Raw genomic sequence first — 12,445 nt, forward strand, 5'->3', positions numbered from 1 at the left:
GAGATCGGGCGGCGGAGGCCCGGATCGCCGCAGCACGCGAGGCGACGAGCCCTGCAGAACCTCAGCCGAGAGGGGGCTCTGACCGCTGACAGCCGAGAGACCCCCTCCTCAGCTGATGCTGTGCGCGCCTCCCGTCCCGGAACCGCAGGATCCGCCCCGTGCGCGCGCGCCTGCGGCACCCGGCATGGCATCGTCGAGGGACGTCGACGAGGAAGAGGACGAGCATGCCGGACACCACGCGGACCAGGAGCGCACTCGTCGTGCGCGGCGGCTGGGAGGGGCACCAGCCGGTCGAAGCGACCGACCTCTTCCTCCCCTTCCTCGAGGAGCAGGGCTTCGCCGTCCGCGTCGAGGACTCGCCCGAGGTCTACGCCGATGCCGACGCGATGGCGGGCCTCGACGTCGTCGTGCAGTGCGTGACCATGTCGGAGGCGTCGCCCGCCGCGATCGCGGGCCTGCGCGCCGCGGTGGCCGGCGGCACCGGGTTCACCGGCTGGCACGGCGGCATCGCCGACTCCTTCCGCGCCTCCTCCGACTACCTGCAGCTCGTCGGCGGCCAGTTCGCCACGCACCCCGCGGTGGCGGAGGGAAGTGAGGACGCGTTCCGTCGGCACCGCATCGAGTTCACCGGGCTCGAGCACCCGATCACCGCCGGACTCGACGACTTCGAGCTCGTGACCGAGCAGTACTGGGTGCTGCACGACGACCTCAGCGACGTGCTCGCCACGACCACGCATCCCGCCGAGGCGTGGCAGGAGTGGCACCGCCCCGTCACGTCACCCGCGGTCTGGACCCGGGACTGGGGGCGCGGGCGCATCGCGGTGAGCACCCCCGGGCACAGCGTCGAGGTGCTGCGGCATCCGACGGTGCGCACGCTCGTGGAGCGCGGGATCCTCTGGACCGCGCGAGTGCTCTGATGCGGCCGCTCCGACCCGGCCGCTCCGACCCGACTCCTCCGACCCCGGCCGCTCCGCTCGGCCCCCTCCGACCCCGACCGAAGGACCTCCTCATGACCGATCGCCTCCGCGTCGTCGCCGCCACCCCGATCAGCGACGAGCTGATCGCCCGCGTGGTGGAGCTCGAGCCGCGCCTCGACTTCGTGGCCGACCAGAGCCTGCTCCCGCCGATGCGCCACCCCGGCGACCACGGCGGCGATCCCGCCTTCGAGCGCACTCCCGAGCAGCAGGCCGCGTTCGACGAGCTCGTCGACTCCGCCGAGGTCCTCTACGGGGTCCCGGACGAGACGCCGTCGGCCCTCGCGCGCACCGTCGCCGCGAATCCGTCGCTGCGCTGGGTGCAGACGATGCCGGCGGGCGGCGGTGGCCAGGTGAAGGCTGCGGGGCTCGACTCCGACGCGCTCGAGCGGATCGCGTTCTCGACGAGCGCGGGCGTCCACTCCCAGCCGCTCGCCGAGTTCTCGGTGTTCGGACTGCTCGCCGGCGCCAAGTCGCTGCCGAGGCTCCACGAGCTGCAGCAGCGGAAGGAGTGGGGCTCGCGCTGGACGATGGGCCTGATCTCGGAGCAGACGATCCTCATCGTCGGACTCGGCACGATCGGCCGGGCCACCGCGCAGAAGCTGCACGGCCTGGGAGCGCGGGTGATCGGCACGAGCCGGCACGAGGACTCCGTCGAGCACGTCGACGAGATCGTGCGGCCCGACGCGATCGCCGAGGTGGCCGAGCGGATCGACGGGGTCGTCGTGACGCTGCCCGGCACCTCCGCCACCGAGAAGCTGGTCGGCGCCGAGTTCTTCGAGGCGCTGCGACCGGGAGCGACGCTCGTCAGCGTCGGCCGCGGCACCGTGATCGACGAGGACGCGCTGCTCGCGGCACTGGACGACGGCCGCGTCGGCTGCGCGGTGCTGGACGTGACCGCGCAGGAGCCGCTCCCCGGGGACAGCCCGCTGTGGACGCATCCGGCCGTGCTGATCAGCCCGCACACCGCGGCGCTGAACGCCGCCGAGGACCGGCTGATCGCCGAGCTCTTCGCGCGCAACGCGACGCGGTTCCTCGACGGCGAGGAGCTGATCAACCGCGTCGACACGGTCGAGTTCTACTGACGCGGGCGGGCCGGGCGACGGCCGGGCCGTGCGGCGGGCTCTGCGGTCGTGCACTTCCGATCCGTCGCGGACGGTCGCGTGGAGCCGTCTACGGCGACCGTCCGTGACGGATGGGAGTGAAGTGACGGCGGGCCGCACCGTGAGTTCTGCAGTCATGCGGTTCCGATCCGTCGCGGATGGTCGCGTGGAGCAGCGGACGGCGGCCGTACGTGACGGATCCGAGCGAGGGTGGGCTGCGCGGCGACGCGGCTCCGATCCGTCGCGATCGGCCGTGCGGATCGCCCGCCGGCGACCGTTCGTGACGGATCAGGCACGGACCCCGACGGCCGGGGGAGGCCCGTCGCGCACCGGAATCGGCGCCGCGAACCTCCGAGTCGCCTCCACAGGCCCCCGGATCGACTACGATCCGGGCCGATCAGGGCGATGCGGCCACCGCGGAGGGCCTCGACGGCCTACCGTTGCACCATGGCGTCAACCGAAACACCCGATACCGCCCCCGAGGATCAGAGCGCGACCGCGGCTCAGAACGCCTCCGAGGCTCCGACCACCGAGGCCCCCGCCGCTCCCGCCGCCGCGGCCTCCGACGAGCCCCGCTCGCTCACCTTCTCCGACCTGGGCCTCAGCGAGCCCGTCCTCAAGGCTCTCAAGGAGGTCGGCTACGAGACGCCCTCGGCGATCCAGGCCGCGACGATCCCGTCCCTCCTCTCGGGCCGCGACGTCCTCGGCGTCGCCCAGACCGGCACCGGCAAGACGGCCGCGTTCGCGCTGCCGATCCTCTCCCGCCTCGACGTCTCGCAGAAGACCCCGCAGGCCCTCGTGCTCGCGCCCACCCGCGAGCTCGCGCTCCAGGTGTGCGAGGCGTTCGAGCGCTACGCGTCGGCCCTGCGCGGCGTGCACGTGCTCCCCGTCTACGGCGGCCAGGGCTACGGCACCCAGCTCTCCGCGCTGCGTCGCGGCGTCCACGTCGTCGTCGGCACGCCCGGCCGCATCATGGACCACCTCGAGAAGGGCACCCTCGACCTCTCGGCGCTGAAGTACCTGGTGCTCGACGAGGCCGACGAGATGCTCAAGATGGGCTTCGCGGAGGACGTCGAGACGATCCTCGCCGACACCCCCGTCGAGAAGCAGATCGCGCTGTTCTCGGCGACGATGCCCTCGCAGATCCGCCGCATCTCGGGCAAGTACCTCAAGGAGCCCGAGGAGATCACGGTCAAGAACAAGACCACGACCTCCGTCAACACCACGCAGCGCTACCTGATGGTGTCGTACCCGCAGAAGGTCGACGCGCTCACCCGCATCCTCGAGGTCGAGAACTTCGAGGGCATGATCGTCTTCGTCCGAACCAAGAGCGAGACCGAGACGCTGGCCGAGAAGCTGCGCGCCCGCGGCTACACCGCCGCCGCGATCAGCGGAGACGTCGCCCAGGCCCAGCGCGAGCGCACCGTCGAGCAGCTGAAGTCGGGCAAGCTCGACATCCTCGTCGCCACCGACGTCGCGGCCCGCGGTCTCGACGTCGAGCGCATCAGCCACGTCGTCAACTACGACATCCCGATCGACACCGAGTCGTACGTGCACCGCATCGGCCGCACCGGCCGTGCCGGGCGCAGCGGAGCGGCGATCAGCTTCGTCACGCCGCGCGAGCGCCGCCTGCTCGCCGCGATCGAGAAGGCGACCCGCCAGCCGCTGACCGAGATGCGCATGCCCAGCGTCGAGGACGTCAACGTCACGCGCCTCTCGCGCTTCGACGACGCGATCACCGCGGCGCTCGCCGACTCCGAGCGTCTGCAGCGCTTCCGCGACATCATCGGCCACTACGTCGAGCACCACGACGTCGTCGAGTCGGATGTCGCCGCGGCGCTGGCGATCGTCGCCCAGGGCGAGGAGCCTCTGCTGCTCTCGCCCGACGACCCCCGCTTCGCCCGGCGCGAGCGCGAGGACCGCGAGCCGCGTCCCGACCGGGGCGACCGCCCCGAGCGCGGCGACCGCTTCGACCGCGACCGGGGCGAGCGTCCCGAGCGCCGCCAGCGCCCGGCGAACAGCAACCTCGCGTCGTACCGGATCGAGGTGGGCCGCCGCCAGCGCGTCGAGCCTCGCCAGATCGTCGGCGCGCTCGCCAACGAGGGCGGCCTCAACCGCGGCGACTTCGGGCACATCGACATCCGCCCCGACTTCTCGATCGTCGAGCTGCCGGCCGACCTGCCCCAGGACGTGCTCGACCGTCTCGCCGACACCCGCATCAGCGGCCAGCTGATCGAGCTGAAGCCCGACCGCCGCCCGAGCCGCGCCGGCGCCGACCGCGGCGGACGCCCCTCCGGCCCGTCCCGCTCGTCCGAGCGCCCGGACCGCAAGCCGCGCTACTAGCGCTCGCGCGCCGACCCCGAGGGGCCGGTCCGCCGACTGGGGAGCCACCGCTCCCCGCCGGCGGCCCGGCCCCTCCGTCGTCCCGCCGCTCCTCCGAGTGGACGCGCAACGGGCCCTGCCCGCCCGCCGGTGCCCTGTTCGCGTCCACTCACCGCGGCGGCGGAGGGGGACTCGTCGCGGAGCGGGCGCACAGAGACAGTCGAAGCCCGGTTGGCGTCGACTCGCGGGCGAGGCGGATCTCGATACGCCCGCTCCCGCGGGCTACTCGATCAGCGAGGGACGATGCGGGGCGCAGGGCGTGGGCGCGGCTTCGCGCATCCCTGCTGGTCGAGTAGCGGCGGCACGCCGCGTATCGAGACCCGCGTGTCCAAGGGGGTAGATCTCGATACGCCCGCTGCGCGGGCTACTCGATCAGCAAGGGACGGCGTAGAGCGTGGGTGCAGCGGCGCGCATTCCCTGCTGGTCGAGTAGCGGCGGCACGCCGCGTATCGAGACCCCCGTCTCCAGAAGCCCCCGCCCTACCCCGGGTGCCGCCGCGGCGCGCCGAACAGCAGCGCGGTCGTCGCCGCGACGACGGCGCCCGCCGCGAGGGCCGCGGCGAGCACGACGAGCTGGAACTGCGCGGCCTCCAGCGGGGACGCTCCCGCGAACACCGCGCCGACGAAGGCTCCCGGCAGGGTGACGAGCCCGGTCGTCCGCGTCTGGTCCGTCGCCGGGGCAAGCGCCGTCGAGGCGGCCGCGCGCACCAGGCGCACGGCGGCACGGCGCGGCGTGGCGCCGAGCGCGAGCCAGCCCTCCACCTCCTCCGTCCCCGCGGCGAGACCGGTTCGCAGCTGGCGTCCCATCAGCGACGCGGCGGTCATCGCGCCGCCGATCACGATGCCGCCGGTCGCGAGGAGGTAGCGCGGCTCCGCTCCGACGGCGCCCGTCGCCACCACGACCGCGAGAGGGACGCCCGCCGCGGCGAGGAGCACGACGAAGGTCCGCAGACCGCGGCGGTCCAGGCCCGACCGGGCACGCACCGTCCAGGTCGCGGCGACGAGCATCAGCACCAGGAAGGCGGCGACCAGCCGCGCATCCTCGATGATGCCGTGCAGCACGAGGCTGAGGAGTCCGAGCTGCAGCGCGGCCCGCGCGATCGCGACCACCTGGGCACCGGGACGCTCCAGGCGCAGCGCGGCCGCGATCGCCGTCGTCACCAGCGCGAGCACCAGCACGGCCACGACGGTGGGGACGGTGGCGGAGGTCATGGTGCGACGAGCCTACGAGGCGCGGGGCCGTGCGCTCGGACCGGCCCCGTCACTCCGCCCCTCAGCGCCGCAGGACCCGCCGCGCGAGCACGTTGCCGAGCAGCTGCACCAGCTGCACGATCACGATGATCACGAGCACCGCGCCCCACGTCACGACCGGCTCGAACTGGCGGTAGCCGTACTGGATCGCGAAGTTGCCGAGGCCCCCCGCGCCGATGTAGCCGGCGACCGCCGACATGTCGACGATGGCGACGAAGACGAAGGTGTAGCCGAGGATCAGCGGGCCGAGCGCTTCGGGGAGCAGCACGGTGCGGACGATGCGCAGCCGGCTCGCTCCGACCGAGCGCGCGGCCTCGATCACGCCGGGCTGCACGGTCAGCAGGTTCTGCTCGACGATGCGGCCGATGCCGAACGCGGCGGCCAGCGACAGCGAGAAGATGATCGCGTCGGTGCCGATCCCCGAGCCGACCACGAGGCGCGCGAGCGGCTGGGCGGCCGCGATGAAGATGATGAACGGGATCGGTCGGAAGACGTTGACGATCACGTTCAGCAGTCCGTAGACCAGGCGGTTCGCGAACAGCGCGCCGCCGCGGGTGAGTGCGAGGCCGAGGCCGATCAGCAGGCCGCCGAGCCCGCCGAAGAGCAGGCTGAGGGCGACGATGTAGAGCGTTTCGCCGGTGGCCTTCGCGAGTTCGGGGAGCAGCTCGATCAGGGCGTTCATCGGGGCACCTCCGTGAGGCCGACGCGAGCGCCGAGGCGGGCGAGAAGGGGCTCGACGACGTCGTCCGACGCGTCGAGGGCGACCGTGAGGTGGCCGAAGGCGCGTCCGCGGACGTCGGTGATGCCTCCGTAGACCAGCTCGAGCGGCACGCCCGCGGCGGCGATGTCGGCGAAGACGTCGCCCTGCGAGGCGGAGCCGTCCGAGAACGAGAGCGTCACGAGCCGGCCGCGGTGGCGCTGCCGCAGCACGGCGGCCTCGGCGGGGGAGGGGACGGAGCGGACGACCGTCGAGACGAAGCGCCGGGTGACCGGCTCGCGCGGAGCCGAGAACACGTCGAACACGTCGCCGCGCTCGACGATGCGGCCCGACTCCATCACGGCGACCTTCGTCGCGAGCTGCTGGATCACGTCCATCTCGTGCGTGATGACGAGGATCGTGACCCCGAGCTCCTCGTTGATGCGCCGGAGCAGCGCCAGGACCTCGCCGGTCGTGTCGGGATCGAGAGCGCTGGTGGCCTCGTCGGCGAGCAGGATGCGCGGCGAGGCGGCGAGGGCACGGGCGATGCCGACCCGCTGCTTCTGCCCGCCCGAGAGCTGCTCCGGGTGGCTGCGTGCCTTGTCCGAGAGGCCGACGAAGCTCAGCATCTCGTCGACGCGGGTCTTCAGCTCGGCGCGCGGAGTGCCGGCGACCTGCAGCGGGTAGGCGACGTTCTGCCACACCGTCTTCGAGCCGAAGAGGTTGAACTGCTGGAAGATCATGCCGATGCCGAGCCGGATGCGGCGCAGCTCCCGCTCGGGCAGGCCGACGATGTCGCGGCCGTCGATCTCGATGCTGCCGGAGGAGGCGGGCTCGAGCGCGTTGACGAGGCGCGCGAGCGTGCTCTTCCCGGCACCGGAGTAGCCGATCACGCCCTGGACGTCGCCGGCCTCGATGTCGAGGCTGACGCCGTCGACCGCGGTCGAGGCCGTCGCCCCGCGGGACAGGGGCGGGTAGACCTTGCTCACGTCGGTGAGGCGGATGAGCGGCACGGCGCTCCCTTCGAACGGTTCGGGCGGGGGTGCCGGTGTCCCGGCGGACGGACGGGATCTCCCGCCGGAGCAGGGGATCCCGTCGCGAGGAGAGGACGGATCAGCTCGCGGCGGATCAGCCCTGCGCGGCGGTGTCCGCCTCGACGGTCTCGAGCGAGGCCTCCAGCTCGTCCGCGGGCGTCTTCACGAAGATCGCGGTGCCTCCGGACTGCTCCGACACTCCGTCGAGCACGGCCTGGCTGCTCTGGTAGATGTCGACGAGCTTCTTGTAGGTCTCGTTGTCGGCGTCCTCGGAGCGGGCGGCGAACACGTTGACGTAGGGGAGGGCGTTGGGGTCGCTCGGGTCGTCCGTCGCGATCGCGTCGGTGGCCTCGAGGCCGGCGTTCTCGATGAAGTCGTTGTTGATGATGGCGGCGGCGACGTCGGGCAGCGAGGTCGGGGTCAGCGACGCCTCGAGGGCGGTCACCTCGACCTTCGACGTCGCGGTGTCGACGTCGTCGACGCTCGAGAAGATGCTGCCGCCGTCCTTCAGCTCGATCAGACCGGCCGACTGGAGCACGAGCAGGCCGCGGGCCTGGTTGCTCTCGTCGTTCGGGACGGCCACGGTCGAGCCCTCGGGGATGTCCTCGACGCTGTCGTACTGCGTGGAGTAGAGGCCGAGCGGGTAGATCGCGGTCGCGCCGATGGGCACGAGGTCCTCGTCGGCGGAGGTGTTGTACTGCGCCAGGTAGACGATGTGCTGGAACTGGTTGAGGTCGATCTCGCCCTCGGACAGCGCCGGGTTGGGCTGGTTGTAGTCGCTGAAGTCGACGATCTCGACGTCGATGCCGGCGTCGGCCGCGGCCTCTTCGTAGGTGGCCCAGTAGGGGTCGCTGGCGCCGACGACGCCGATGCGGACGGTGTCGCTCTCGCCCGCCGAGGCGGAGCAGCCGGCGAGGAGGAGGGCGGAGGCGGTGATCGCGGTGGTCGCGAGGAGCGTCGTGCGCAGGGACATGCTGTGTGGATCCTTCCGTGGAGAGGATCCGCTCGGTGCTGCTTGCTGACGGAGCGGCGACCACGGGCGGTGCTGATCACCGCCGGCGCTGCGACCGGCCTCCGATCGCACGACGCCGCGTCGACGCGGATCCCGGGGACCACGGTACGGATGTCGCGCGGTGGACGCGAAACATGCGCGTAACACGACGACTCGCGCCGCCGGGGGAGCAGGGTCAGCCCGCGAGGGCTTCGGCCTCCGCGGCCTCGTGCTTCGCCAGGCGCTTCGCGATCGCATCGCGCTCGGCCCGGAGCGACGCGATGGTCGGCTGGTCCAGGCGCGGGTCCGCGAGGTCGGCGAACGGGCTCGCCGACCCGGTGCGGGCCGAGACGAGGGCGGCGTAGGCCTTAGTGGCGGAGCGCAGCTCGGCGCCGGCGCGCTCGACCTTCCGAGGGCTCGAGTCCTTGTCGGAGACGAGTCGGGCGTGCTTGTCGAGGGCTGCTACCAGTGCCTGGTGGGCCGCGTCAATCTTCTTGCTCATAGGCGCATTATGGCGCAAGCTCGCCTCACGAGGCGAGACCGGCTCCGCGACTCCGGCCGGTCGGCTGGCGGAAGGTCCACCGATCGGCTGCCCCGCCGCGAGGGTCAGACCGGACCGGATCCCCGCGCGACGCTCGTCGACTCGGAGTTGCGCCCCGCGCTCGTCGAGACCGCGTCGAGCACCCGCTGCACGTCGAGCGCGTCGTCGAACGTCGGAGCCACCGGGGTGCCGCCCGCGATCGCCTCGACCAGGTCGACGACCTGGTGCGTGAAGAGGTGCTCGTAGCCGATGCCGTGCCCCGTGGGCCACCACGCCTCCATGTACGGGTGCGCGGGCTCGGTCACCTGGATGCGCCGGAACCCCTGCGCCTCGTCGTCGTCGCGCGCGTCGTAGTACTCGAGCTCGTTCATCCGCTCGAAGTCGAACGCGATCGAGCCGGTCTCGCCGTCGATCTCGATGCGGTTGGCGTTGCGGCGGCCGGTCGCGACGCGGGTCGCCTCGAAGACGCCGAGGGCGCCTCCCTCGAACGCGGCCGTGAACGCGACGGCGTCGTCGACCGTGACCGGACCGCGCTCGGCGCCCTCCTCGGCGCGCCCGCCGAGACCCGACTGCTCGGCGAGCACCGGCCGCTCGGTCGTGAAGGTGCGCAGCACGGCCGAGACGGAGGAGATGCGCCGGCCGGTCAGCCACTGCGCCGTGTCGATGCTGTGCGCGCCGATGTCGCCCAGTGCGCCCGATCCGGCGCGGTCCTTCTGCAGGCGCCAGGTCAGCGGCGCCTCGGAGTCGCGCAGCCAGTCCTGCAGGTACTGCGCGCGGACGTGGCGGATCGCCCCGAGCCGGCCCTCGTCGACGAAGCGCTTGGCGAGGGCGAGCGCGGGCGTGCGGCGGTAGCTGAATCCGCACATCGCGACGCGGTCGGAGGCGCGCGCGGCGGCCGCCATCCGCTCGGCCTCCTCGACGGAGTTGGCGAGCGGCTTCTCGCAGAGCACGTGCTTGCCCGCCTCGAGGGCCGCGATCGCGATCTCGGCGTGCGTGTCCCCGGGGGTGCAGATGTCGATCAGATCGATGTCGTCGCGCTCGATCACCGCGCGCCAGTCGGTCGAGGACTCGCTCCAGCCGAGGACCATGGCGCGTTCGCGGGTCGTCCGGGGGTTGCTCCCCACGAGCACCGCGAGCTCGGGCTGGAGCGGCAGGGGGAAGAAGCGGCCGGCGGTGCGCCAGGCGTGCGAGTGGGTCCTGCCCATGAATGCGGTCCCCACGAGTGCCACCCGCAGTGCTCGGTCGTTCGACATCCTCGTCCTCTCGTCGGCGCTCCCGACCCTGCCACGGGACGGGGTCGGAGGGCTACCACCCGCAGCCGGGCCTTCCCGGCCGCCTGACGTCCGTGCCCCCCGCTACGGTGAAGCCCGAACGGAGGCGCCCATGACCTGGCAGCTCGAGACGATCCCCTACGACCATCCCGACGCGGATGCACTCCGCGCCGCCCAGCGCGTCGAGCTCGACGAGCGCTACGGCAGCACCGACCACGAGCCCGGCGTGCCTCCCTCCGCCGCCGACGTCCCCGTGTTCGTCGTCGCCCGCGACGCCGACGGCACAGCACGTGCTTGCGGCGGCCTCCGACCGCTGGCCGACTCGGTGCTCGGCCCCGGAGTGATCGAGGTCAAGCGGATGTTCGTGGACCCGTCGGCGCGCGGCTCCGGCGTCGCGACCCTCGTCCTCCGCCGGCTCGAGCAGCTCGCGGCTGGGCTCGGAGCGACGCGACTCGTCCTCGAGACCGGCACCCGGCAGCCCGACGCAGTCCGCTTCTACGAGCGCGAGGGCTACACGTCCGTCCCGCTCTTCGGCGCCTACATCGGCGGCGAGTGGTCGCTCTGCTTCTCGCGCGACCTCTGAGCGCTGCGCCTCGAGCGGCGCACCAGTGGGAACGACGGAGGGGCGCCCCTCTCGGGACGCCCCTCCGGTAGTGCCGAGACCGCTAGGCGCGGCGGCGGCGCGTGATCATCAGCGCGAGTCCGCTGAGGATCCCGAACGCCGCGAGGGCGAGGGGAGCCGCAGGCGAGACGCCCGTCGCGGCGAGGACCGGCCGGCCTGCCGTGACTCCGGTGCCCGAGCCGGTGCCCGCGCCCGTCGATGCGCCGGCGCGGGCCGCCGCCTCGGCGACCGAGCAGTCGGCCCCCTCCGCGATCGGGTCGGCCTCGGTCGTCCCGTAGTCGTAGGCCGTGCTCGCGACGCGGCCGCTGCTCGCGCCGACGGCGACGACGCAGTAGACCTCGGCCTCGGGGTCGGCGAGGGGGTACTCGCCGATCGCGATCGGGGTCCAGCCGACCGCATCCACGGTGTACGACAGGCGAGTGCCGCCGTCGGCCAGGCGCTGGCGCGTGCCGTCGACGGAGTGGATCGTCACGGTCACGCTCTCGCTCGGAGCGAAGCCGAACACCCATCCGCCGCTCGTGGGCTGTCCGTCACCGGGAGCCGGCTCGAACGGAGCCTGGATCGGCCAGATGCGGATACCGGGGTCGCCGGCGACCTGCACGAGCGAGGCCGAGACGGTGCGCCCGCTGGTCTCTCCGACGCCCGTCACGGTGAAGGTGCCGAACTGGTCGGCCATCGTGTCCTCGGTCAGCGGCACGGCGGCCTCGCCGTAGAGCGGATTGGAGTACTCGCCGACGATCGTCGTGACCGTGCCGTCGGGAGCGGTGAGCGTCGTCGTGACCGTCTCGTCGCGATCGAAGCCGCTCAGGACGCCGACCGCTCCGAACACCCGGAATCCTGCGACGCCGATCTCGGTGCCGGCAGGGATTCCGAACGTTTCTTCGACCCAGAAGGTGACGGCGGGGTCGGGCTGCAGGATCGTCAGCGGCGCGGCGTTCGAGGAGACCCTCTGCCCGGCCGCGTCGAGGCCGGTCGCGACGACGGTGATCCGCTCACCGGGTCGGGGGAGGTGCGGGTTCAGGCTGGTGCCGTCGGTGAGGGTCGAGGGCGACCAGTCCGTGACCGCTGCAACTCCTGACGTGGAGACGATCGACTCGGTGCGGGCCTCCTCGGTCGGCCCGTCCATCAGCGAGACGGTGACGATCGAGTCCGGGGCGAATCCGGTGAGGAGGGCGTTGATCCCGTCGCCCCAGCCGAGGTCGCCCTCGCGGGGCTCCAATCCGGCCGTGTACGTCGTGCGGGTGAGGGTCAGGACCGGAGTCGCGGCCGCAGGAGCGGCCGGCGCCGCGGTGGGCGCGGTCGTCGCCTCGGGAGCGCTGGTCGGCACCGGAGCCGGCTCGGGCGTGCTCGTCGCCTCCGGAGTGCTCGTCGGCTCCGGAGTGCTCGTCGGCTCCGGGTCGCTGGTGGCGATCGGGGTCGGCGTGGGCTCGAGTACCGGCGCGACCGCGGTCGGCGTCGCCTCGGAGGCGAGTGCCTCGAGGATCTCGGTGGCCCCCGCCGCGCTCGGGAACGCGAGTGCTCCCAGCAGTGCGGCGGTCGTGATGACGGAGGCCGTGCGGCCCCCTCGCGCTGTACGCACG

10 protein-coding genes and 1 pseudogene are annotated in these 12,445 nt (G+C 72.8%); 4 read left to right on the forward strand and 7 right to left on the reverse strand.

The genetic code is table 11. The annotated features are described in order from the left end of the window. The first annotated feature begins 224 nt into the window (after window positions 1-224). The 3 genes from ASF46_RS01800 to ASF46_RS01810 all read left to right on the forward strand — a co-directional run bounded on the left by ASF46_RS01800 (window position 225) and on the right by ASF46_RS01810 (window position 4,420). Window positions 225-917, forward strand: a complete 693-nt coding sequence (locus ASF46_RS01800) for a ThuA domain-containing protein (RefSeq protein ID WP_056866178.1) — start codon at window positions 225-227, stop codon at window positions 915-917. A gap of 92 nt (window positions 918-1,009) precedes the next feature. Then, window positions 1,010-2,059, forward strand: a complete 1,050-nt coding sequence (locus ASF46_RS01805; protein ID WP_056867395.1) for a D-2-hydroxyacid dehydrogenase — start codon at window positions 1,010-1,012, stop codon at window positions 2,057-2,059. A gap of 465 nt (window positions 2,060-2,524) precedes the next feature. Beyond that, window positions 2,525-4,420, forward strand: coding sequence for a DEAD/DEAH box helicase (locus ASF46_RS01810; protein ID WP_082485134.1), 1,896 nt, complete (start codon window positions 2,525-2,527; stop codon window positions 4,418-4,420). 518 nt (window positions 4,421-4,938) lie between these two features. Here the strand turns inward: ASF46_RS01810 and ASF46_RS01815 are convergent. The 6 genes from ASF46_RS01815 to ASF46_RS01840 all read right to left on the reverse strand — a co-directional run bounded on the left by ASF46_RS01815 (window position 4,939) and on the right by ASF46_RS01840 (window position 10,225). Beyond that, window positions 4,939-5,670, reverse strand: coding sequence for an ABC transporter permease (locus ASF46_RS01815; protein ID WP_056866180.1), 732 nt, complete (start codon window positions 5,668-5,670; stop codon window positions 4,939-4,941). A gap of 61 nt (window positions 5,671-5,731) precedes the next feature. Continuing rightward, window positions 5,732-6,391, reverse strand: a complete 660-nt coding sequence (locus ASF46_RS01820; protein ID WP_055785834.1) for a methionine ABC transporter permease — start codon at window positions 6,389-6,391, stop codon at window positions 5,732-5,734. Beyond that, the gene (locus ASF46_RS01825) at window positions 6,388-7,419 is read right to left on the reverse strand and encodes a methionine ABC transporter ATP-binding protein (RefSeq protein WP_056866181.1); all 1,032 of its coding nucleotides are present in this window, start codon (window positions 7,417-7,419) and stop codon (window positions 6,388-6,390) included. Before ASF46_RS01825 ends, ASF46_RS01820 begins: the two co-directional genes overlap by 4 nt. A 115-nt stretch (window positions 7,420-7,534) precedes the next feature. After that, window positions 7,535-8,413, reverse strand: coding sequence for a MetQ/NlpA family ABC transporter substrate-binding protein (locus ASF46_RS01830; protein ID WP_056866182.1), 879 nt, complete (start codon window positions 8,411-8,413; stop codon window positions 7,535-7,537). Between the two features lie 214 nt (window positions 8,414-8,627). Continuing rightward, window positions 8,628-8,933, reverse strand: a complete 306-nt coding sequence (locus ASF46_RS01835) for a hypothetical protein (RefSeq protein WP_056866183.1) — start codon at window positions 8,931-8,933, stop codon at window positions 8,628-8,630. A gap of 104 nt (window positions 8,934-9,037) precedes the next feature. Further along, window positions 9,038-10,225, reverse strand: coding sequence for a Gfo/Idh/MocA family protein (locus tag ASF46_RS01840; RefSeq protein ID WP_056866184.1), 1,188 nt, complete (start codon window positions 10,223-10,225; stop codon window positions 9,038-9,040). Between the two features lie 130 nt (window positions 10,226-10,355). Between ASF46_RS01840 and ASF46_RS01845 the strand changes: the two genes are divergently transcribed. After that, window positions 10,356-10,826, forward strand: a complete 471-nt coding sequence (locus ASF46_RS01845) for a GNAT family N-acetyltransferase (RefSeq protein WP_056866185.1) — start codon at window positions 10,356-10,358, stop codon at window positions 10,824-10,826. Between the two features lie 82 nt (window positions 10,827-10,908). Here the strand turns inward: ASF46_RS01845 and ASF46_RS01850 are convergent. Continuing rightward, window positions 10,909-12,445, reverse strand: a pseudogene (locus ASF46_RS01850) (hypothetical protein); the annotation flags it as partial.

The sequence above is a fragment of the Rathayibacter sp. Leaf296 genome (assembly GCF_001423045.1).
In the GTDB taxonomy this organism is placed as follows: Bacteria; Actinomycetota; Actinomycetes; order Actinomycetales; family Microbacteriaceae; genus Rathayibacter; species Rathayibacter caricis.

What these genes read in the sequence shown, in the direction of transcription:
- ASF46_RS01800 (WP_056866178.1), top strand. Translation starts at nt 225, where the DNA reads ATGCCGGACACCACGCGGACCAGGAGCGCACTCGTCGTGCGCGGCGGC.
- ASF46_RS01805 (WP_056867395.1), top strand. Translation starts at nt 1,010, where the DNA reads ATGACCGATCGCCTCCGCGTCGTCGCCGCCACCCCGATCAGCGACGAG.
- ASF46_RS01810 (WP_082485134.1), top strand. Translation starts at nt 2,525, where the DNA reads ATGGCGTCAACCGAAACACCCGATACCGCCCCCGAGGATCAGAGCGCG.
- ASF46_RS01815 (WP_056866180.1), bottom strand. Translation starts at nt 5,670, where the DNA reads ATGACCTCCGCCACCGTCCCCACCGTCGTGGCCGTGCTGGTGCTCGCG.
- ASF46_RS01820 (WP_055785834.1), bottom strand. Translation starts at nt 6,391, where the DNA reads ATGAACGCCCTGATCGAGCTGCTCCCCGAACTCGCGAAGGCCACCGGC.
- ASF46_RS01830 (WP_056866182.1), bottom strand. Translation starts at nt 8,413, where the DNA reads ATGTCCCTGCGCACGACGCTCCTCGCGACCACCGCGATCACCGCCTCC.
- ASF46_RS01835 (WP_056866183.1), bottom strand. Translation starts at nt 8,933, where the DNA reads ATGAGCAAGAAGATTGACGCGGCCCACCAGGCACTGGTAGCAGCCCTC.
- ASF46_RS01840 (WP_056866184.1), bottom strand. Translation starts at nt 10,225, where the DNA reads ATGTCGAACGACCGAGCACTGCGGGTGGCACTCGTGGGGACCGCATTC.
- ASF46_RS01845 (WP_056866185.1), top strand. Translation starts at nt 10,356, where the DNA reads ATGACCTGGCAGCTCGAGACGATCCCCTACGACCATCCCGACGCGGAT.